We start from the raw sequence: 19,674 nt of genomic DNA on the forward strand, positions 1-19,674 counted from the left end.
ACCTGCGTCTCGTGCGGTGGTCAGCTCACCATCGCGGCGGGGATGTCCGACGAGAGACCGATCAACGAAGGTTCTCCGAACACGATCCGCTCGCAGCGGTCGGCGAGCTCACGTCGGTCCGATCCCGGCCATTGGGGTTCGCAGAGGCGGACGTGCACGGTCAGACCTTTGGCCCGCAGGACCCGACCCATCGTGTCGACGATGTTGTCGGTTCCGATGAAGGCCGCGACCGGGCTGATCGCGCCGTCCGGTGTGTGAAAACTCACCACCAGAGGCTGGACCGGAACCCCCGTTTCGACCGCGGCCTGGAAGATCGCGGGGCGGAAACGACCACCGCCGCGACCGCATCGCGTCGTCCCCTCGGGGAACAACCCGACGTTGTCCCCCGCTCGGAGTCCGTCGACGGCGTCCGAGATGACGGATGGGAGGTCGCGCAACGACTCACGGCGGATCGGGATCACACCCAGGCGACGGGTGAGCGTTCCGATCACCGGCCATCGGGTCAGTTCTGCCTTGGCCACGAAGCGGGCAGGGCTGACGGTGGCGATCGCGAGGATGTCCAGGAACGAGATGTGGTTGGCGACGATGAGGCCTGCGCCTGCGGCCCGCGGATGTCCCGCAGACAATTCGCTGTGCCGGACGCGTACCCGGATGCCGATCGAAGCCAGCAACAGGACAGCCATCCACCGCACGTACCCGGCACGCGCCGACCGTGGCAGCAGAGGCACCAGGACCCCGAGGGTGACCGCGACCGCCACGGTGGTCAGCAGTGCGATGACGCGCCAGCTCCTGCGTACCCGCCCCGCTGCGCAGCTCGAGGTGGACAGGCAACTGCTGTCACAGGCACTCGCCGGAAACCAGCTGTGCCGAGCGGGCGCGTTCGTCACCATCGGGTCGTCTGTCATCCGGGTACCCGCTCGGCAGCCTGGCGAAGCCGGTCCAGGTACCTGGTGTTCGCGCGCTCGCGATCGATCACCGTGAAGAAGTCGGCCACCCCGAAATCGGGGTCGTAGGCCGGTTCTCCGCACACCCAGGCCCCCATCCTGAGATATCCACTGAGCAGGGGCGGGAATGCCAGGCGTTCGGGCGGTGCGATGTCGTCGAGCCGCAGGCCGTCGAGCACCACCGGCCTGTGCGGGTACACCTCCCACGGACCACGGTGCCGGTCGCGCACGAAGTCCCGGATACCGCGAACCTGTGCGCCGGGCCGGTCGCGGTCGCTGTCCTTGCAGATCGGCACCGAGGTCGCACCCATCAGGTATCGGTAGCCACTGAGATCCAGATACCTCAAGATGCCCGCCCACATGAGAGCCAGGACCGATCCGGACCGGTGTTCGAGGGCAACACACGCCCGGCCCATCTCGACCGTTTGCGGCGCAATCGAATCCAATTCGTGGACGTCGAATTCCGTAGCGGTGTAAGGGCCTCTGGCGGCGATGGCACCCGGCGGCGGCAGGAGGCGATAACAGCCGACCACGGCGCCGGTCATGTTGTGGCGCACCATGAGGTGGTCACAGAACTCGTCGAACGGGTCGCAATCGCGTCCGTCGGTGACTCCGGCCATCGCGCCGCCGAAACCCGGCTCGTTCGCGAAGACCTGGTAACGCAGACGTGCGATGACGTCGATGTCGGAAGGGTCGGTACTCAGATACAGGCTGTAGTCACGCCCGGAGACGAGTGCGGTCGTGCTGATGACTGCGGGTGTCCTCATGGGCACAGGTGTATCGAGCGCGTCGGACCGGTCGGAATCGGCGGCGTGTCGTGTCGGTGCAACGTGCATGAACAGCAGATGACCCCCCGGCAGGGTGCCAGGGGGTCATCTGTGGTTCAGCTGCGAGCGGTGTTACTTGCGCTTCTTGACCGCTTCGGTGAGCTGCGGTGCCACGTTGAAGAGGTCACCGACGATGCCGTAGTCGGCGATCTCGAAAATGGGAGCCTCTTCGTCCTTGTTGACCGCCACGATGGTCTTGGAGGTCTGCATACCCGCACGGTGCTGGATGGCGCCTGAGATACCCAGAGCGACATACAGTTGCGGCGACACGGTCTTACCGGTCTGGCCGACCTGGAACTGGCCGGGGTAGTAACCGGAGTCGACAGCCGCACGCGAGGCACCGACAGCGGCACCGAGCGAATCGGCGAGTTCCTCGACGACAGAGAACTTCTCGGCACTGCCGACGCCGCGTCCACCGGACACCACGATGGTGGCCTCGGTCAGTTCCGGACGGTCACCGCCGACATTCGGCTCGACCTTGGTGATCTTGACCGCGTTCTCGGGAACCTCGGGCACCTCGACGTCGACGCGCTCACCTGCGCCGGCCTGCGGGGCTGCCTCGACCGCGCCGGGACGCACCGAGTACACCGGGACGTCGCCGCCGGCCTGTGCCTCGGCGGAGAAGGCGCCGCCGAAGATGGAGTAGACGCCCACCCCGCCTTCCTTGACCTCGACCACGTCGGCGTGAACGCCTGAACCGAGCCGTGCGGCAAGGCGGCCGGCGATCTCTTTGCCGTCGAAGTTGGCGGTAACGAGGACACCGGCCGGGGAGACCTGCTCCACCAAAGTGCCGAGGATGTCGACCTTCGGCGTGATCAGGTAGCCGTCGACGTCGTCGGACTCGGCGACGTAGATCTTCTCGGCGCCGAACTCCTTGAGCTCGTCGGCGATGGCGTCGGTTGTGCCGGGCTTGGCCGCAACGACAACAGACGGGGTGCCCAGTGCGCGGGCAGCGGTGATGAGTTCGGAAGTGACCTTCTTCAGGGCACCTTCCGCGTCCAACTCGGCGAGGACGAGTACTTCAGCCATTTGTTAACTCCTTGCGGTGTGGTCGATGTCGGGGGATGTGATCGGCGGGGATCAGATGATCTTCTGACCGACCAGGAACTCGGCGACCTTCGTGCCGCCGTCACCCTCATCGACGACCTTTTCGCCCGCGCTCTTCGGCGGCTTGGGGGTCGCGCTGGTGACCGTCGATCCGGCATTCGCCAGTCCGACCTCTTCGGCTTCGACGCCGATGTCGGCAAGCGAAAGAACCTGAACCTCTTTCTTTTTCGCCGCCATGATGCCCTTGAAGGACGGGAAGCGAGGCTCGTTGATCTTCTCTCCGACGCTGACGATGGCAGGCAGGGTGGACTCGAGATGGAAGATGCCCTCGTCCGTCTCACGCTCGCCGGTGATCTTGTCGCCCTCGATGGTGAGCTTGCGCATGTGGGTCAGGTGCGGGAGCTCGAGATACTCGGCGATGATGGCCGGCACCGCGCCGACGCGACCGTCGGTGGCCTCGTTGCCTGCGATGACGAGTTCGACGCCCTCGACGGTGCCCAGCGCACGGGCGATGACCCATGCGGTCTGGATGGCGTCGCTGCCGTGCATCTGGTCGTCCTTGACGTGGATGGCCTTGTCGGCCCCCATCGACAGTGCCTTACGGATGGCGTCGGTCGCGCGATCCGGTCCGACCGTCAGCACGGTGACTTCACCGCCGTCCGCTTCTTTGATCTTCAGAGCCTCTTCGACGGCCTTCTCGTTGATCTCGTCGAGTACGGCGTCGGCGGCTTCGCGATCGAGGGTGTAATCACCGTCGCTGAGCTTGCGCTCGGAGTAGGTGTCAGGGACCTGCTTGATCAGAACGACAATGTTTGTCATGGGTCTTCGTCGACCTCCTGCGTAGGGTTCTGGACAACTTACCCGTCGGTAAGTACTCCTGTTTCTTTACCACCTTAGCGCGCACTTCCGGCAGGTCGAACACCCGATTGCAGGGGAATGAAGTCGGTCACACTGCCTTGCCGAACCCCGCATCGCGAGGGTCACCGTGAGGTCCGCCTCCGGCTCCACACACGGCCCACTAGGCTCTGCTGGATGGTCAGCCCCACGCATGGATCCAACAACGCCGTCGGATCGCCTGCCCCGATCGGCGCCGAGGACGGCGCAACAGCCCCCGAGCAGGGTTTATCGCTCACCGGGGAGCGGACAGTTCCCGGAATTCCCGAGGAGAACTACTGGTTCCGCCGCCACGAGGTCGCCTATGAGTACATCGCCGACCGTTGTCACGGACGCGATGTCCTGGAAGCCGGATCAGGCGAGGGTTATGGCGCCGACCTGCTCTCCGCCGTCGCCCGATCGGTGACGTGCGTCGACTACGACCAGTCCGCCGTCGAGCACACGCGGGCCCGCTACCCGCACCTCACCATCCACCAGGCGAACCTGATCGACCTACCCCTTGCCGACGCCTCGATCGACAGCGTCGTCAACTTTCAGGTGATCGAACACCTGTGGGATCAGCCGGCGTTCGTGGCCGAGTGCCTGAGGGTGCTCCGACCCGGTGGTGAGTTGCTCATGTCCACGCCGAACCGCATCACCTTCTCCCCCGGCCGCGACACCCCACTCAACCCGTTCCACACCCGGGAACTCGATCCCGCCGAACTCCATGAACTGCTCTCCGCAGCGGGCTTCTCCGTCATCGAGCGATTGGGCGTCCGTCATGGCCGGGGACTCCGCGAACTCGACACCCGATGGGGTGGCTCGTTCATCGACGCCCAGATCGACCGGGCGCTGTCCGGCCAGGCCTGGCCCAACGACTTGACCGCGGACGTGGCGGGGGTGAGCACCGCCGACTTCGACATCTCCGGCACCGATCTCGACAACAGCCTCGACCTGCTGTTCGTCGCGGTGAAGCCGTGACCGAAGCGGGTCTTCGCGACGACGGGGGCGCGGACGCCGTCCCCGGCATGTTCGCCCTGGTCCTGCACTCGCATCTCCCCTGGCTCGCCAATCACGGCCGATGGCCCGTCGGCGAGGAGTGGCTGTACCAATCGTGGGCCGGCTCCTATCAACGTGTGTTCGCAGTCCTGCGGGGACTCGCAGCAGATGGATACACAGACCAACTGAGTCTCGGGATTACGCCGGTGCTGGCGGCGCAGCTCGATGATCCGCATTGCCTGGATTCGATGTATCAATGGCTCGCGGATTGGCAGCTGCGGGCCGGTGAGGCCGCGGTCGCAGACAGCCCAGACGGCCGGCCCTCCGACATCAACAACCTCGGTGCCCGCGAATACCGCAGTGCGGCAGAAGCTCTCGATGACTTCGAAAGCCATTGGCGCCACGGCGGTTCCCCGCTCATCCGGTCGTTGGTGGACGCGGGAACCGTCGAGTTGCTCGGCGGCCCGCTGGCACATCACTTCGGCCCCCTGCTCGATCCGCGCCTCCGGGCGTTCTCCCTCCGGGAGGGACTGGCAGATGCGGGCCAACGCTTCGGCGCACGTCCGCGCGGGATCTGGGCACCCGAGTGCGCTTACGCACCCGGCATGGAAGAGGATTACGACGAAGCCGGCGTCGAGCACTTCATGGTCGACGGCCCTGCGCTGCACGGGGATACGGCACTCGGACGCCCGGTCAGTGGGAGCGATGTGATCGCGTTCGGCCGGGATCTGCCGGTGTCGTACCGGGTGTGGTCACCGCGCTCGGGATATCCCGGGCACAGTGCCTACCGCGACTTCCACAGTTACGACCACCGATTCGGGCTCAAGGCCTCGCGGGTGACCGGCCGCTCCGTCGCCGCCGGCGACAAGAAGCCGTACGAACCGGAGCGCACCCACGCAGTTGTGCAGCGTCACGTCGACGACTTCGTCACCAACGTCCGAGCCCGGTTGATCGCCGAGACCGAACGGATCGGAAGGCCGGCACTGGTTGTCGCCGCCTTCGACACCGAACTGTTCGGCCACTGGTGGCATGAAGGCCCCCAATGGCTCGATGCAGTGTTGCGTGCACTCCCGCGCGCCGGCGTCCGTGTGGGCAGCCTGCAGAGCGCCAAAGCCGGGGGCTTCGTCGGCGATCCGGTCGACCTTCCCGAGACCTCCTGGGGCTCAGGCAAAGACTGGCGGGTGTGGAACGGGCCGCAGGTCCACGATCTGGTCCGAATCAACGCCGAGGTCGTCACCGCAGCCCTGGCGACCGTCGACAAACGCATGAACGATCACGGCCGCCGACGTGACCGGGTCAGTGATCAGATCCTGCGCGAGACGCTGATGATGCTGTCGTCCGACTGGCCCTTCATGGTGTCGAAGAACACCGCAGCCGACTATGCGCGCCGGCGCCTGTACACCCACGCACACGCTGCCAGGGAGATCTGCGACAACGCCGACCGGGGTCGGGAACAATGGGCCGAAACCCTCTCCGCGCGTTGGAATCTCGCCGACAACGTATTCCCCGGACTCGACGCCCGCCGATTGCCCGCCGACGCGATCACATGAGGATCCTGGTCGTCTCCTGGGAGTATCCCCCGGTGGTGGTCGGCGGCCTCGGAAGGCACGTCCACCACCTGGCAACCGAGCTCGCCCGAGCGGGGCACGACGTGGTGGTGTTGTCGCGACAACCCACGGGCAGCGACGGACTCACACATCCGGGCACCGACACGGTGTGCGACGGGGTTCGCGTGATCGCCGCGGCCGAAGATCCCCCGCATTTTGTGTTCGGTGAGGACATGATGGCATGGGTCCTGGCTCTCGGCCACACGCTCATCCGCGCCGGTCTCGGGCTCGGGTATCCGAAAGACGTTGACGGCGAGGGCACGTGGGTGCCCGACGTCGTACACGCCCACGACTGGCTCGTCGCCCATCCGGCGATAGCTCTGGCCGAACACTTCGACGTGCCGTTGGTGAGTACCTTCCACGCCACCGAAGCGGGCCGGCACAGCGGATGGGTCAGCGGACGGGTGAACAAGCAGGTTCACTCGGTGGAGTGGTGGCTGGCAGCCGAGTCCGACGCCGTGATCACCTGTTCGGCGTCGATGCGGGACGAGGTGCATCGGTTGTTCGGCCCCGAACTGGCCGAGATCCATACCATCCACAACGGCATCGACATCGATGCGTGGCCATTCGCGCGCCGCGTCGCGCACGACGGCCCCCCGCGCCTGTTGTTCGCGGGGCGCCTGGAATACGAGAAAGGTGTCCAGGACGCCATCGCGGCCCTTGCACGCATTCGGCGCACCCACCGGGGAGCAGTGCTGACGGTCGCTGGTGACGGCACGCAGTTGTCGTGGCTGCGGGAGGTCGCCCGCGACCACAAGGTGTCGCGGGCGGTCCGTTTCGTCGGTGCCGTCGACAAGGCGGGACTGGCCGAACTGATGAAGGACTGCGACGTGATGGTGCTTCCCAGCAGATACGAACCGTTCGGGATCGTCGCCCTGGAGGCGGCGGCCACCGGCGCCCCGCTGGTCACCTCGACCGCCGGCGGTCTCGGCGAGGCCGTCACCGACCGGGTCACCGGGCTCAGTTTCGCCCCGGCCGACGTCGGTGGCCTCACGGCTGCGATCCGCGCCGCTCTCGCCGACCCCGTGGCCGCCCAACAGCGCGCCATCGCCGCGCGCGTCCGGGTGTCACAGGGATTCGCCTGGGATCAGGTCGCGGCGCGCACGGCGGCTGTCTACGAGAAGGCCACACGGCGCCCACGGCGCCCACTGGGGCGGCCGACCATCGTCGACAGGCCACTGCCCGAGCGGGACCCCGCTCAACCGATCTGATCCGTCGACGTGAGGGCCATCCGGCCTGCCGGTTCGATCCCCCCGGCCTGAACCGCCTGGTCTCAATCCCCTGGGCTCAATCCCCGTGGGCTCAATCCCCTTGGGCAGCAGCCTTCTTCCGTTCGATGTCGGCGAGAGCACGCTCCAGTTCGGCTCGCTCGGCAGCGTTGCTCGCCCAGTCGTCCATGCGGTTCTTCACCACTCGCGCCGGCGCACCGACCGCGATGGAGTAGTCCGGGATCGTCCCTTTCACCACCGCGTGAGATCCGAGCACACAACCCCTGCCGACCAGGGTGTTGCGGAGCACCGACACCTTGGCGGCGATCCAGGTGTCCGGGCCGATCCGCACGGGCCCCTTGACGATCCCCTGGTCTTTGATGGCAACGGTGATGTCGTCCATCCGGTGGTCGAAGTCGCAGATGTAACACCAGTCCGCGACCAAAGTCGACGCGCCGATCTCGATGTCCAGGTAGGTGTTGACGACGTTGTTCTCACCGAAGACGACCTTGTCGCCGATGCGCAGCGAACCCTCGTGGCACCTGATCGAGTTCCCGTCTCCGATGTGTACCCACCGGCCGATCTCGAGCCGGGACAGTTCAGGGGTCGCGTGGATCTCCACGTTCTTGCCGAGGAACACCATCCCGCGCAGGATCACGTGTGGGTTGGCGAGTTTGAACCGGAGGAGCCGTACATACCGCACCAGATACCAGGGTGTGTACGCCCGATGTTCCAGCACCCACCGCAGCGATTCCCGGGTGAGGAAACGGGCCTGCTCCGGCTCCCGCCGCATTCCAGCACGCCACCGGCGATGCAGCGGTGCGTTCCACATGCTCGTCATGGATACGAACACTAATGGACGCCGATACCCGATCCTGCGGGTCACTCGCGATAGGCTCAGGCCCGATCTGCCGAAGCAACGAAGAGGAGCACGATGGGGCGCCGGACCACCGCACGAGCCGCCGCGGCCCTGGTGATGTTGCTGGCCGTTCTGCTCAGTTCGTGCTCTGACGGTGTCGACGACGTGCGTTCGGTGGCCAGCGCAGGCTGGTCCAGCTATGGGGGCAACGCCCACAACTCGAACTTCGTGTATCCCAAGACCGGCGAACTCGAGCTCTCGTGGTCGCGGCCGGTCGGTGGGCCGATTTCCTCGCCCCTGACGATCTCCGGTCGATCCAACGTAGGCGTCACGGCCGCCACCCCCGGGGGCTGCAACACATTCCTCTTCGATCAGCGGGCCGGACGGAAGAACTTCTGCAAGTACTACGGACCGGGCATCGAACTCAATTCGATGCTGTTCGATCAGTACGAGAACATCTACATCGGTGACGCCGGCATGTTCTACGGGCTCAACGGAGCAGGTGATTTCCGGTGGCGTTTCGGCGTCGTCGGCGTGCCGCTCTCGGCAAAGTTCGCGGCGCCCGGGCTGGTGCTGATGGTGAGCCATCTCGGCCAGATCCTGCTGTTCGACTCGCAGACCGGCAAACTTGCCGCGCCGGGTATCGCGTTGCGTCCTGATGCCGACCCGGCACAGCCGCTGTACGGCCTCGGCGACTGCGTCTCGGGTGGTCCTCGTTGCCCCGTCCAGGCGCCTCCCGCAGTCGATTCCGATCGCGAGCGCTTCTATCTGAACTACTGGCCCGAGGGTGTCATCGCATCTGGGGTCCGCGGCTACGACTACTCCGAGGAGAACGGCACCCGCTCGATTCGCGAGTCGTGGCAAGCGGAGATCCCGGGCGGCGTCATCGGGACGCCCACCTTGTCGGCCGACGGTCGCACGCTGTACGTGTTCAACCGCCTCGGCAGCATCTACGCCCTCGACGCCCTCACCGGCACGCCCAAATGGGACTACTTCGTGGACAACTACGGTTTCGGGACGATGACAGTCTCACCCGACGGCCTGATCATCCCGACCGGACTGCTCAACGCACCGGTGCGCGCCTACCGAGATCTGGGCGACAAGGCCGAACGAGTGTGGCAACGCACCGATGTGCAATCGGTGGGGCTGTCGGCACTCACCACCTCCGGGACCGCCTGGACGGTCGTGCGCGAGAACAACGCGGACGAACTGACATTGATGGAGGTAGATTCCGCCGACGGTGCCACGGTGCGGAAGTTTGCGATCCCCGGGTCGGTCGGTTTCACCACGGGTGTGGCCGTGTCGAACACCGGGCAGGTCGCGACTGCGACCAACCTCGGTGAGGTCTACTTCTACGACGCACCGAAGGACAAATAGACCGCACACATCGCGGTGGTCATCAGCGTTGCCGCACCCCCTCTTCGCAGATGAACATCACCCCGCGCCGCCCGATCCTGGTGATCACCACAGCGTGGGCCGCAGAACCCTTGAGCTTCAGTCTCTTCCGCAACCTGTCGGGGTCGATGTCGAGACCGCGAACCAGAATTTCGAGGGTGCCACAACCCAACTCGCCCAGGCGTCGCTTGAGGTGTTTCTCCGAGAAGTTGAACTGTTCCATGACCCGCCATCCGCGTTCACCCGTCGGCAGGTGATCGCCGCTGAGATAGGCGATCTGGGGGTCGAGTTGCCACAGCCGGTGGGCTTTTGCGAAGTGGCGGACCAGACCGGCCCGGACGACGGCGCCGTCCGGGTCCAAGATCCACTCCCCTGCGTCATCGACGCCTGCATCGTCGTCGGCAGCGTCGGTGATCTCGAAACCTGAGCCGTCCGTGCGGATCACGGTTGCCCGGCGCTTGACGCCAGGGCGGGGGTCGTTCCACAGGCACGCTTCGCGCACCGCGCCGTTCAGCGAGATGATCTGTACTTCGCCGGCGAATCCGTAACGATCGCGCAAGAGTCGGTAGTCGAGCCCGGGCGCGCACTTGACCACCAGTGACCGGCCGGCGTAGACGGTCAGCAGTTCCAGGAGCGGCGGCGCGGTGTCCTCGATCCGGAAGCTCCGGCGACCCCCGCTGCGGCGTGCGGGGTCGGCCACATAGACGTCGGCAGCACTCGTCGGCGTGAGTGCATCGGCGCGGGCCAGCGCGGCCTGGGGCACGTTGTGCGCCGCCATCGCCATCCTGATCTGGTCGATGTCGCTGCCGATCACGCCGCCCAACCCGTCGGCCTGCGTCAGCGACGCGAGATCGGCGCCTACCGAGCAGGTCACGTCGTGGACGGTGGCACCGGGATATCGGGCGGCGAGTTCAGCTGCCCGGTGATCGGCGACCGGGTAGGCGGTGGCCTGTTGCAGGGCGTCAGAGGTCAGTAGCCAGCGATGCGGGTCGCGCAGTTTCCCGACTGCCCGACGGCGGCACGTGACCGTCTCCACCAGCGCCGCCTGCCGTCCGGGATAGGCAGCGGTCAGGCGTCCGATGTCGGTCATCAATGAATCCGGCTGCAGAGCAAGCGAATCCGCCAACCGCAGTGCCTCGCGTCCGGTTTCGGAACGAAGGAACGCCACATCGTCGGTCGAGAAGTCGTAGCCCACGGGTATAACAGTATCCGTGCCGAAACCGAGGAGAACGTGAACCGACCCGAACAGGGCCGCCACCTGGCGCTCACGTTGTTGAGTGTGCTGGCAGTCGCCTCCTGTCAGATCGAGGACGCGCCCGTCCCGCCCGGGAGTCAGACCGCGGCCCGCCCTGCCCAACCCGACGCGCCGACGGCCCAGAGCCCTGTGCTTGCTCGGCTCGACTCGCTGACGGTCAAGGGCCGGGCGCCCAAAACCGGCTACAGCCGCGAGCAATTCGGGCAGGCGTGGACCGACGACGTGAATGTCGCGCAGGGCCACAACGGATGTGACACCCGCAACGACATCCTGCGTCGCGACCTGACTGTTGTCACGGTGAAGCCCGGTACACGCGAATGTGTCATTCTCACCGGCGTCCTGGACGACCCCTACACCGGCCGTCGCATCGACTTCGTCCGAGGCGAGAAAACCTCTCCCGCAGTACAAATCGACCACGTCGTAGCGTTGTCCGACGCCTGGCAGAAGGGAGCAGCGCAATGGGACCGCACCAAGCGGACAGACTTCGCGAACGACCCGGCCAATCTGCAGGCCACCGACGGGCCGACCAACCAGAGCAAGGGCGCGGGCGATGCGGCCACCTGGCTTCCACCCAACAAGTCCTACCGTTGCACCTATGTGTCTCGGCAGATCGACGTCAAGGCGCGTTACAGCCTGTGGGTCACGGAAGCCGAGAAGCAAGCCATGGCCCAAATCGTGGCCACCTGCTGATCGACTACACGGACCGGGCTGTCGCCGTGAGCGCCTGCATCCTTTTCCGACTCAGGCGGGCCCGGAACTACTCCGGCTTGGTGCCCGTGATGATCACGTTGTAGAAGAACTTGGGCGGCACCACTTTTCGCAAGATGGTCTCGTCCACCCAGGTGAGCCGCTTCCAGCCGCCGAACGCGAACCGCGCCCAGCCCCAGCCGAGCTTCTCCGGCGGAACGGCGGCCTCGAAGGTCCGAACCGGCCAGCCCAGCATGGCGGCGGCAAACTCTTCGGTTGCGGTCTTCACGTTCACAGCTCCGGCTGATGTGGACATCCGCTCCAGGTCGCTGGGATCGAAGGTGTGGATGTCGACGACCGCCTCGAGCGCCGCAGCGCGCGACGACTCGTCGAGTTCGGCCTGCGGTCGGCGCCAGCCTTGCAGCGGCCCCAGTTTGGTGACCTTCGTCGTCGCTGCCCACGTGGCACGCGAGAGCCACCGTGCGTAGAAGTCACCGATGGTCGACGGTTCGCCGGCGAAGATGAACCGTCCCCCGGGTTTGAGTACTCGCAGCACCTCGCGCAGCGACTTCTCGACGTCGGGGATGTGATGGAGCACCGCATGACCCACCACGAGGTCGAAGGTGTTGTCGTCGTAGGGAATCGTCTCTGCGTCGGCCACCCGGCCATCGACGTCGAGGCCCAGGTTCGCCGCGTTGCGCAACGCCACCTTCACCATGCCCGGCGACAGATCGGTCACCGAACCTTTTGTCGCGATCCCACCCTGCATGAGATTGAGCAGGAAAAATCCCGTGCCACAACCCAATTCGAGCGCGTGCCCGTACGGCAACGGCTCGTCGGCCGCAACGGCGTCGAAGCGACCCCTGGCGTAGTCGATGCAGCGCTCGTCGTAGCTGATCGACCACTTGTCGTCGTAGGTCTCGGCTTCCCAGTCGTGGTAGAGAACCTGCGCGAGCTTGGTGTCTGCGAGTGCGGCCTCGACCTCGTCCGCGGTGGCATGCGGGTTGGGAGCGGGATCACTGGTAGGCGAAGTCATTGGTTCCACAACTGCTTTCGGATCGATACTCATTTACCCGTGAACTCTGCTTTGCCGGGGCCGTTCTCGACAAACGACGCCATGCCGATCGCCCGGTCGTCGGTGGAGAACAACGCGGCGAACAGATGCTCCTCGATCTTCAGGCCGGTGCGCAGGTCGACGTCGAGACCCTGGTCGATGGCCGCCTTGGCCGCGGCAAGCGCCACGCTGGCCGCGCCCGAAAACTTCGACGCCCACCGAAGCGCCGCGTTGTAGACCTCGTCCGGAGCGACGACCTCGTCGACGAGCCCGATCTGCAGGGCCTCGGCGGCGCCGACGAATCGGCCCGTGAACACCATGTCCTTGGCCTTGGCGGGCCCGATCAGCCGTGCCAAGCGCTGCGTGCCCCCGCCACCCGGGATGACGCCCAAAAGAATCTCAGGAACGCCCAGCTTCGCATTGTCACCGGCGATCCGGCGATCGGCACCGAGCGCAACTTCCAGCCCGCCGCCGAGGGCGTATCCCGTGATGGCCGCAACGGTCGGCTTGGGAATGGCGGCGACGGAACTCAGACCGTCCTGCAACTGGCCGGCGACCTTACGCATCTCGGCGTAGGTCATGTCGTTCATCTCTTTGATGTCGGCCCCTGCGGCAAGCACTTTCGGTCCGCCATAGACAACAACCGATTTGATGTCGTCACGGCGGGTGGCTTCGCGGGCGGCGTCGGCCAATTCACTCTGCACCTGCCGGCTCAGAGCGTTCATCGGAGGGCGGTTGAGAAGAATCGTGCCGACACCGGGGAACTCGTCGGACGTCTGCAATGTGACGAACTCAGGCATGTATCGGAGGCTACCGGGTGTCCGGTCCATCCCCTACTGTCGGGGGATGGCAGCTAGCTCGCACGGCGAGCCGATCGAGATCTCCGTGGGCGACCGCGTCGTGCGCGTATCGAGTCCTGAACGGGTGTACTTCCCTGCCCGGGGCGAGACCAAGCTGGATCTGGTCAACTACTACCTCGCCGTCGGTGACGGAGTCGTTCGCGCACTGCTCGACAGGCCATGCATGTTGCACCGGTATCCCAAGGGTGTTGCCGGACAGAAGGTGCATCAGAAGCGCATCCCGTCCGGAGCACCTCCCTGGCTGGAGACGGTGAACATCTACTTCCCCCGATTCGGCCGGACGGCCGACGAGGTCTGCGTCACCGAGTTGGGCAGTGTCATCTGGGCGGTGCAGATGTCGACCGTCGAGTTCCACCCGTGGAACTCGCGTCGCTTCGACACCGAGAAGCCAGACGAATGGCGCATCGACCTCGACCCGATGCCCGACTGCCCGTTCGACCGGGTGCGCCGCAGTGCACACGTCGCCCATGAGGTACTCGATGAGTTGGGCATGACGGGCTATCCGAAGACATCCGGCGGCTCGGGCCTGCACATCTACGTTCGGATCGAGCCCGAGTGGGGTTTCGCCGACGTCCGCCGCGCGGCGCATGCCTTTGCCCGGGAGGTGGAACGCCGCGCCCCCGACGACGTGACCACCACCTGGTGGCGCAAGGACCGCGACCCCGCCGCGGTGTTCGTCGACTACAACCAGAACACCCGCGACCACACGATCGCGAGCGCCTACTCGGTTCGGGGCAACCCGGAGGGAACGGTGTCGACCCCGATCCGCTGGGACGAGATCGACGATGTGGAACCGAAGGAATTCACGATCGCGACGGTTCCGGCCCGGTTCGCCGAACTCGGTGACCTGCATTCGGCGATCGACGACCACGCCTACCGGCTGGACACACTCCTCGAATGGGCCGACCGCGACGAGCGTGAGGGTGCCTCACCGCCGCCCGAGCCCGAGTGACCCGTCAGGCCAGGTCCGTCCGGTAGCGGCGGTAGTCGGATTCCCCGTCGAACCGGACACGCATCCGCTCGCCGGTCGACACGACCTCGGGGAGGATCGTCTCGATCTCGCGTTCGGCCGCGAGCAGGTCGGCAAGACTGCCAAAGGAGCTGATCTCCTTGAGTTGAGTCCAGGTGGGCGGCAACAGGAAGTGCTTCCCGTCGTCCCAGGCCTCGAGCGCCGCCCGAGGCGTCGCCCACGCCGTCTCCGCGGCCTCGGTGGTCTCACCGTCTGCCTGTTGGCCTTCGGGCAGTGCAGCGAGGAAGAACCTGGTGTCGTAGCGACGGCTCTCCCCGATCGGCGTGATCCAGTGCGCGAGCGGACGCAACAGGTCCGCGCGCAACGACAGGTCGTGCTCACGCAGGAACTGGGCGAACGACAACGATTTGTCGACGAGAGCCGCCCTCTCAGCGCTGAGGGCAGAGGTGTCGGGGAACGTGCCATCCGGGCGCGCGGCGAGCAGCACACCGCATTCCTCGAACAGCTCACGAACGGCCGCACACACCAAAGCCTGCGCGGTGGCCGCATCGGTGTTGAAGCGCTCCGCCCACCAGTGCTCGTCGGGCCCGATCCACGCGAGATCAGCCTCGGCGTCGCGGCGGTCCACGCCGCCACCCGGGAACACGGTCATCCCGCCGGCAAACGCCATCTGCTTGACCCGCCGCATCAGGAAGACCTCGATGGGCCGCTCATCCACTCCGCCGCGGACGAGGACCACCGTTGCCGCGTCGCGCAGAGGGACGGACTCGGGATCGGAGACCTGTCCGAACGTCATTCGGCACGCCGCCGATGGCCACCCGCGCGACGTGCCCGCCGAGCGAAGAAACGACCGCCGGTGTTGGTCAGCACGATCGACTGGCTGAAGGCGCTCGACAGGTTCTCCGACGTGACCACATCCTCGATCAGGCCTTGGGAGACCACCGCACCCTCCTTCAGGAGCATCGCGTGTGTGAACCCGTTCGGGATCTCTTCCACGTGATGTGTCACCAGAACGATCGCCGGGGCGTCGGGATCGGCCGCGAGGACCTCGAGTCGCGCAACCAATTCTTCGCGTCCGCCCAGGTCGAGCCCCGCGGCCGGTTCATCGAGAAGGAGCAACTCGGGATTGATCATCAGGGCGCGCGCGACCAGAACCCGTTTGCGCTCGCCCTCGGACAACGTGCCGAAGGTGCGGTCGGCGAGGTGTTCGGCACCCATCGATTCGAGGGTTTCCAGGGCCTGTTCGCGGTCGACCTGGTCGTACTCCTCTTTCCACCGGCCGAGCACCGAGTAGCCGGCGGAGATGACGAGGTCACTCACCCTTTCGTCATCGGGGATGCGTTCGCCGAGCAACGCTGACGTGACGCCGATACGAGTGGTGAGCTCTCTCATCTCGGTGCGACCGACCTGCTCACCCAGAAGGAACGCGCTTCCACTGCTCGGATGGGTCTGTGCGGCGGCCATGCGCATCAGCGAGGTCTTCCCGGCCCCGTTGGGACCGAGGATCACCCACCGTTCGTCCAGTTCCACCTTCCAGGTGATCGGCCCCACCAAGGTGTTGCCGGAGCGTCGCAGGGCGACATCCTCGAAGTCGATCAGCAGGTCCGGATCCGTTTCACGCACCCCCCTATCGTGCCGCACCGGGACACGAAGGCGGCGCAGGCGGGCCGAACACGTCCGGCACTTTGCCGACCGGGTCTGTGGTCCCCGAGGTCAGTGCATGGTGAAGTCGGCAAAGTCGAAGCCGGGCACGACAATACAACTGACCAGCGAAGGTTCGTCTCCATGCGGCTGCGCGCGCTGCCATTCGCCAGGCGCGACGATGTACTGCGGGCGCTGACCGGCGGTGATGTCGGCGCCGACCAGCACGGTTCGTTCACCGGCGGGCTCAGGTCCGTCACCACCGAGACCGAGGGCCACCGGGGCCCCGCGGTGATACAGCCAGATCTCAGCACTGCGCACGGTGTGCCACGCGGATTGCTGCCCCGGCAACAGCAGGAACAAGATTGCCGTCCCGGCCGCTCGCTCAGCCGGATACCCCTGCGGCAGAGCATCTTTCGGGATGGTCAGATCGCTCACCCAGGTCTGCCGGTAGTACCCGCCTTCAGGATGCGGTTCCAGTTGCAGTTGGGCGGCCCAGTCGGGGAGCTCGGTCATGGCGCCAGACTAATCGGCAGAGCCCTCGCCGGCCTGCCCTACTTCGGCGATCACGGTCACCGAGCCCGGCGCGATCTCGGTGAAACCGGCATCGCGCACAGCAACCGCATGGCCGGTGAGGTCGGCGTCGATCAGCCGGGTCCAGTCGGCCGGCGACGCGGTGCGCACCCGTACTGGGCATCCATCGGCCCACCATCGCTCGGCGTCCTCCAAGGACATCAACCGGACGACCAGCATCGCAGCGTGCCCGACCTGTGCGGCGAGCTTCCCGACCGTCATCTCGAGAGTCGGATTGACCCACAGCACCGGCCCGGTGCCCACGTCGGCATCGTCGCCGGGCACGTCGGTGCCCCCGATCTGGAGGCGTCCGATCCGCCGATCGATGTCGCCGACCGGTCCGGGGACGATGGCCCGGGCCTCGGCCGAACCGCATCGCGTGGTGACCCCCGGGACTTCTTGTGCCGCACTCCAATGCGATCCACGTGCGCGGCGCGCGATCTTACGGATCCGCGCGTCGCACCAGGCGTCCATCGGTTCCGACCACGGGCCGTCGCCGCCCGAGCGCGGATCGAGGCACAATGCCGCGACCGCGGAAGCCGCAGCGTTGAGTAGCTCGGTCCTGGGCGGAGGATCGGTCTTGGGGATGTGCAGCACCATCGGCATCGCCAGCACCTGGCCCGGATCGACCGGATCCGAACCGCCACCGACGTATTCGGTCAGGCGCCGGTACCGCTGCACAAAAGTGTTGTCGGCGTCGGGCGCGACCATCAGTTCAGCGGCACCCGGCGCAACACACCGTCGACGGCGTCCGCAGCCTCGATCTCGTCGCGTGTGACACCGAGGATGAAGAGGACGGCGTCCAGGAACGGGTGCGACAGCGCGGCGTCGGCAACTTCCTGCAACGCCGGTTTGGCATTGAAGGCGATTCCGAGGCCGGCGACTGTCAGCATGTCGATGTCGTTGGCCCCGTCACCGACCGCGATGGTCTGCTCCATCGGCACACCGACGCTGTCGGCAAACGCACGCAAGGCCTTCGCCTTGCCGGCCCGGTCGACGATTTCGCCTTTCACCCGGCCGGTGAGCTTGCCCTCGGAGATCTCCAGCGTGTTCGCCTTCACGAAGTCGAGCTCGAGTTCATGGGCCAGCGGTTCGATGACCTGCCGGAAGCCACCCGACACCACGCCGCAGTGGTAACCCATGCGGTGGAGGGTGCGGATGGTCGTCCGGGCACCGGGCGTGAGCTGCAGTTCCATTGCCACTTCGTCGAGCACCGATACGTCGAGACCGGCAAGTGCGGCCACGCGCTGGTGGAGAGACTCCGCGAAGTCGAGCTCACCTCGCATGGCAGCCTCTGTGACTGCGGCGACCTCTTGTTCGCGGCCTGCCCGGGCCGCGAGCATCTCGATGACCTCACCCTGGATCAGGGTGGAGTCGACGTCGAACACGATGAGGCGCTTGGCCCGCCGGGCCAGACCGCCTCGCTCGACGGCCACATCGATGCCGTACTTGCTGGCCACGGCGGCAAGTCCCTGACGCAGTGCGGCATCGGCGGCGACGCTGTCCTTGTCGACGCTGATGAGTAGTTCGAGTCCGGTGACCGGATAGTCCGCGATTCCGCGAATGGAGTCGATGTTGCCGCCCTGGCGGGCGAGCTCGCCGGCAAGTGCGCTGAACCCCTTGGCGCTGACCGGGCTGCCGAGGATCACCACAGCGTGGGTGGACAGCCTGCGGTCGCCGTTGATTGCTCCCACCTCGACCGTGACATCGATTCCGAGAGAATCCATGGCCTGCTCGATGACCTCTTGCAACTCTTCGCTGTCGCCGATGCAGCTCACCAGCACGCCGAGGGTGAGGCGACCGCGGATCACCACCTGTTCGACGTCCAGCACGCTGACGTTGCGGGTGGACAGGGCTCCGAACAGTACCGACGTGACGCCTGGCTTGTCGTGACCGGTGACCGTGATCAGCACCGAGGTGCCGAGAGGTCTTGCTTCTTCCGAGCTTTGGCTGATGTTGTGTCCCACCGTCAGAACGAGTTGGGTTCGGTGGATGACTCGGTGCCACCGACCGTCAAAGGATCACGCTTGGTCTGTTCCGCTTTTTCGCTGGCGTGGCCGACGTGTGCTTCTTCGCGCATCCGGTCGACCATGTGCGGGTAATGCAACTCGAACGCCGGACGCTCCGAACGGATCCGCGGCAGCTCGGTGAAGTTGTGCCGCGGCGGCGGGCAACTGGTCGCCCACTCCAACGAGTTACCAAAGCCCCACGGATCATCCACCGTCACCACCTCGCCATACCGGTAGCTACGGAACACATTCCACAAGAACGGCAACGTCGAAGCACCCAGAATGAACGCACCCACCGTCGACACGATGTTCAACGAGGTGAACCCATCGGTGGACAGGTAATCGGCATACCGACGCGGCATACCCTCGTTACCCACCCAGTGCTGCACCAAGAACGTGGTGTGGAAACCGATCATCGTCAACCAGAAGTGGATCTTGCCCAAACGCTCATCAAGCATTCGGCCAGTCATCTTCGGGAACCAGAAATAGATACCGGCATACGTCGCGAACACGATCGTGCCGAACAACACGTAATGGAAGTGCGCCACCACGAAGTAACTGTCAGACAGGTGGAAATCCAACGGCGGGCTCGCCAGCAACACACCGGTCAGACCACCGAACAAGAACGTCACCAAAAAGCCCACCGAAAACAGCATCGGCGTCTCGAACGTGATGTGACCCTTCCACATCGTCCCGATCCAGTTGAAGAACTTCACACCCGTCGGCACCGCGATGATGAACGTCATGAACGAGAAGAACGGGAGGAGAACGGCGCCTGTGGCATACATGTGGTGCGCCCACACCGCCACCGACAGAGCTGCGATCGCCAAGGTGGCATAGACGAGTGTGGAGTAGCCGAAGATCGG

Annotated in this window: 20 protein-coding genes; 6 read left to right on the forward strand and 14 right to left on the reverse strand. The window is 65.8% G+C overall.

Annotated features, from left to right (window positions below; translation table 11 throughout):
- Nucleotides 1-20: 20 nt before the first annotated feature.
- From WIMU1_RS24880 to WIMU1_RS24895, 4 genes are all read right to left on the reverse strand, one after another.
- Nucleotides 21-905: a lysophospholipid acyltransferase family protein gene (locus tag WIMU1_RS24880; RefSeq protein ID WP_062801130.1), complete on the reverse strand. Its 885-nt coding sequence runs from the start codon at nt 903-905 to the stop codon at nt 21-23.
- Entirely contained in the window at nt 902-1,711 is an 810-nt protein-coding gene (locus WIMU1_RS24885; protein ID WP_062801160.1) for a GNAT family N-acetyltransferase, read from the reverse strand. Before WIMU1_RS24885 ends, WIMU1_RS24880 begins: the two co-directional genes overlap by 4 nt.
- A gap of 132 nt (nt 1,712-1,843) precedes the next feature.
- A complete protein-coding gene (locus WIMU1_RS24890; protein ID WP_062801131.1) occupies nt 1,844-2,800 on the reverse strand; it encodes an electron transfer flavoprotein subunit alpha/FixB family protein in 957 nt (318 codons plus the stop codon).
- Nucleotides 2,801-2,851: 51 nt separating this feature from the next.
- On the reverse strand, nt 2,852-3,637 hold the full coding sequence (locus WIMU1_RS24895) for an electron transfer flavoprotein subunit beta/FixA family protein (RefSeq protein WP_023963866.1): 786 nt from the start codon (nt 3,635-3,637) through the stop codon (nt 2,852-2,854).
- A 213-nt stretch (nt 3,638-3,850) separates the two neighbouring features.
- Here WIMU1_RS24895 and WIMU1_RS24900 point away from each other — a divergent pair, with 213 nt between their 5' ends.
- The 3 genes from WIMU1_RS24900 to WIMU1_RS24910 are packed head-to-tail and all read left to right on the forward strand — an operon-like array spanning nt 3,851 to nt 7,508.
- Entirely contained in the window at nt 3,851-4,672 is an 822-nt protein-coding gene (locus WIMU1_RS24900) for a class I SAM-dependent methyltransferase (RefSeq protein WP_084248556.1), read from the forward strand.
- The gene (locus WIMU1_RS24905) at nt 4,669-6,240 is read left to right on the forward strand and encodes a 1,4-alpha-glucan branching protein domain-containing protein (protein ID WP_084248557.1); all 1,572 of its coding nucleotides are present in this window, start codon (nt 4,669-4,671) and stop codon (nt 6,238-6,240) included. Before WIMU1_RS24900 ends, WIMU1_RS24905 begins: the two co-directional genes overlap by 4 nt.
- A complete protein-coding gene (locus WIMU1_RS24910; RefSeq protein ID WP_062801132.1) occupies nt 6,237-7,508 on the forward strand; it encodes a glycosyltransferase family 4 protein in 1,272 nt (423 codons plus the stop codon). Before WIMU1_RS24905 ends, WIMU1_RS24910 begins: the two co-directional genes overlap by 4 nt.
- A 91-nt stretch (nt 7,509-7,599) precedes the next feature.
- On the opposite strand, the gene WIMU1_RS24915 is transcribed toward WIMU1_RS24910, so the two are convergent.
- Nucleotides 7,600-8,346 (reverse strand): acyltransferase, encoded by a 747-nt coding sequence (locus WIMU1_RS24915; RefSeq protein WP_023963874.1) that lies wholly within the window; start codon nt 8,344-8,346, stop codon nt 7,600-7,602.
- 93 nt (nt 8,347-8,439) lie between these two features.
- Between WIMU1_RS24915 and WIMU1_RS24920 the strand changes: the two genes are divergently transcribed.
- The gene (locus WIMU1_RS24920) at nt 8,440-9,741 is read left to right on the forward strand and encodes a lactonase family protein (RefSeq protein ID WP_062801133.1); all 1,302 of its coding nucleotides are present in this window, start codon (nt 8,440-8,442) and stop codon (nt 9,739-9,741) included.
- A gap of 22 nt (nt 9,742-9,763) precedes the next feature.
- Here WIMU1_RS24920 and WIMU1_RS24925 read toward each other — a convergent pair whose 3' ends face one another.
- Complete coding sequence (locus WIMU1_RS24925) at nt 9,764-10,954, reverse strand: THUMP-like domain-containing protein (protein ID WP_062801165.1); 1,191 nt, start codon at nt 10,952-10,954, stop codon at nt 9,764-9,766.
- Between the two features lie 36 nt (nt 10,955-10,990).
- On the opposite strand from WIMU1_RS24925, the gene WIMU1_RS24930 reads away from it, so the two are divergent.
- Nucleotides 10,991-11,704 carry an HNH endonuclease family protein gene (locus tag WIMU1_RS24930; RefSeq protein WP_062801135.1) on the forward strand — a complete coding sequence of 238 codons (714 nt, stop codon included), beginning with the start codon at nt 10,991-10,993 and terminating at the stop codon, nt 11,702-11,704.
- A 67-nt stretch (nt 11,705-11,771) separates the two neighbouring features.
- On the opposite strand, the gene WIMU1_RS24935 is transcribed toward WIMU1_RS24930, so the two are convergent.
- The gene (locus tag WIMU1_RS24935; RefSeq protein WP_062801166.1) at nt 11,772-12,737 is read right to left on the reverse strand and encodes a class I SAM-dependent methyltransferase; all 966 of its coding nucleotides are present in this window, start codon (nt 12,735-12,737) and stop codon (nt 11,772-11,774) included.
- A 29-nt stretch (nt 12,738-12,766) separates the two neighbouring features.
- Nucleotides 12,767-13,555 (reverse strand): enoyl-CoA hydratase/isomerase family protein, encoded by a 789-nt coding sequence (locus WIMU1_RS24940; protein ID WP_062801137.1) that lies wholly within the window; start codon nt 13,553-13,555, stop codon nt 12,767-12,769.
- A gap of 46 nt (nt 13,556-13,601) precedes the next feature.
- Here WIMU1_RS24940 and ligD point away from each other — a divergent pair, with 46 nt between their 5' ends.
- Nucleotides 13,602-14,567 carry a non-homologous end-joining DNA ligase gene (gene ligD, locus WIMU1_RS24945; RefSeq protein WP_062801139.1) on the forward strand — a complete coding sequence of 322 codons (966 nt, stop codon included), beginning with the start codon at nt 13,602-13,604 and terminating at the stop codon, nt 14,565-14,567.
- Nucleotides 14,568-14,571: 4 nt separating this feature from the next.
- On the opposite strand, the gene WIMU1_RS24950 is transcribed toward ligD, so the two are convergent.
- The 6 genes from WIMU1_RS24950 to WIMU1_RS24975 all read right to left on the reverse strand — a co-directional run.
- Nucleotides 14,572-15,381 carry an NUDIX hydrolase gene (locus tag WIMU1_RS24950; RefSeq protein ID WP_062801140.1) on the reverse strand — a complete coding sequence of 270 codons (810 nt, stop codon included), beginning with the start codon at nt 15,379-15,381 and terminating at the stop codon, nt 14,572-14,574.
- Nucleotides 15,378-16,208 (reverse strand): ABC transporter ATP-binding protein, encoded by an 831-nt coding sequence (locus WIMU1_RS24955; RefSeq protein WP_062801142.1) that lies wholly within the window; start codon nt 16,206-16,208, stop codon nt 15,378-15,380. Before WIMU1_RS24955 ends, WIMU1_RS24950 begins: the two co-directional genes overlap by 4 nt.
- A 90-nt stretch (nt 16,209-16,298) precedes the next feature.
- On the reverse strand, nt 16,299-16,742 hold the full coding sequence (locus WIMU1_RS24960; RefSeq protein ID WP_062801144.1) for a cupin domain-containing protein: 444 nt from the start codon (nt 16,740-16,742) through the stop codon (nt 16,299-16,301).
- A gap of 9 nt (nt 16,743-16,751) precedes the next feature.
- Nucleotides 16,752-17,510: an aminoacyl-tRNA hydrolase gene (locus tag WIMU1_RS24965; protein WP_062801146.1), complete on the reverse strand. Its 759-nt coding sequence runs from the start codon at nt 17,508-17,510 to the stop codon at nt 16,752-16,754.
- Nucleotides 17,510-18,766: a phosphoserine phosphatase SerB gene (gene serB, locus WIMU1_RS24970; protein ID WP_243404235.1), complete on the reverse strand. Its 1,257-nt coding sequence runs from the start codon at nt 18,764-18,766 to the stop codon at nt 17,510-17,512. Before serB ends, WIMU1_RS24965 begins: the two co-directional genes overlap by 1 nt.
- A 2-nt stretch (nt 18,767-18,768) precedes the next feature.
- The coding region (locus tag WIMU1_RS24975; protein WP_174548780.1) for a cytochrome c oxidase subunit I at nt 18,769-19,674 on the reverse strand (906 nt) is incomplete at its 5' end.

This window comes from Williamsia muralis NBRC 105860 (genome assembly GCF_001598915.1).
In the GTDB taxonomy this organism is placed as follows: Bacteria; Actinomycetota; Actinomycetes; order Mycobacteriales; family Mycobacteriaceae; genus Williamsia; species Williamsia muralis.

Bases quoted from the DNA above. Each gene is read 5' to 3' on its own strand.
- WIMU1_RS24880 (WP_062801130.1), bottom strand. From the start codon at position 905: ATGACAGACGACCCGATGGTGACGAACGCGCCCGCTCGGCACAGCTGG.
- WIMU1_RS24885 (WP_062801160.1), bottom strand. From the start codon at position 1,711: ATGAGGACACCCGCAGTCATCAGCACGACCGCACTCGTCTCCGGGCGT.
- WIMU1_RS24890 (WP_062801131.1), bottom strand. From the start codon at position 2,800: ATGGCTGAAGTACTCGTCCTCGCCGAGTTGGACGCGGAAGGTGCCCTG.
- WIMU1_RS24895 (WP_023963866.1), bottom strand. From the start codon at position 3,637: ATGACAAACATTGTCGTTCTGATCAAGCAGGTCCCTGACACCTACTCC.
- WIMU1_RS24900 (WP_084248556.1), top strand. From the start codon at position 3,851: ATGGTCAGCCCCACGCATGGATCCAACAACGCCGTCGGATCGCCTGCC.
- WIMU1_RS24910 (WP_062801132.1), top strand. From the start codon at position 6,237: ATGAGGATCCTGGTCGTCTCCTGGGAGTATCCCCCGGTGGTGGTCGGC.
- WIMU1_RS24915 (WP_023963874.1), bottom strand. From the start codon at position 8,346: ATGACGAGCATGTGGAACGCACCGCTGCATCGCCGGTGGCGTGCTGGA.
- WIMU1_RS24920 (WP_062801133.1), top strand. From the start codon at position 8,440: ATGGGGCGCCGGACCACCGCACGAGCCGCCGCGGCCCTGGTGATGTTG.
- WIMU1_RS24935 (WP_062801166.1), bottom strand. From the start codon at position 12,737: ATGACTTCGCCTACCAGTGATCCCGCTCCCAACCCGCATGCCACCGCG.
- WIMU1_RS24940 (WP_062801137.1), bottom strand. From the start codon at position 13,555: ATGCCTGAGTTCGTCACATTGCAGACGTCCGACGAGTTCCCCGGTGTC.
- ligD (WP_062801139.1), top strand. From the start codon at position 13,602: ATGGCAGCTAGCTCGCACGGCGAGCCGATCGAGATCTCCGTGGGCGAC.
- WIMU1_RS24950 (WP_062801140.1), bottom strand. From the start codon at position 15,381: ATGACGTTCGGACAGGTCTCCGATCCCGAGTCCGTCCCTCTGCGCGAC.
- WIMU1_RS24960 (WP_062801144.1), bottom strand. From the start codon at position 16,742: ATGACCGAGCTCCCCGACTGGGCCGCCCAACTGCAACTGGAACCGCAT.
- WIMU1_RS24965 (WP_062801146.1), bottom strand. From the start codon at position 17,510: ATGGTCGCGCCCGACGCCGACAACACTTTTGTGCAGCGGTACCGGCGC.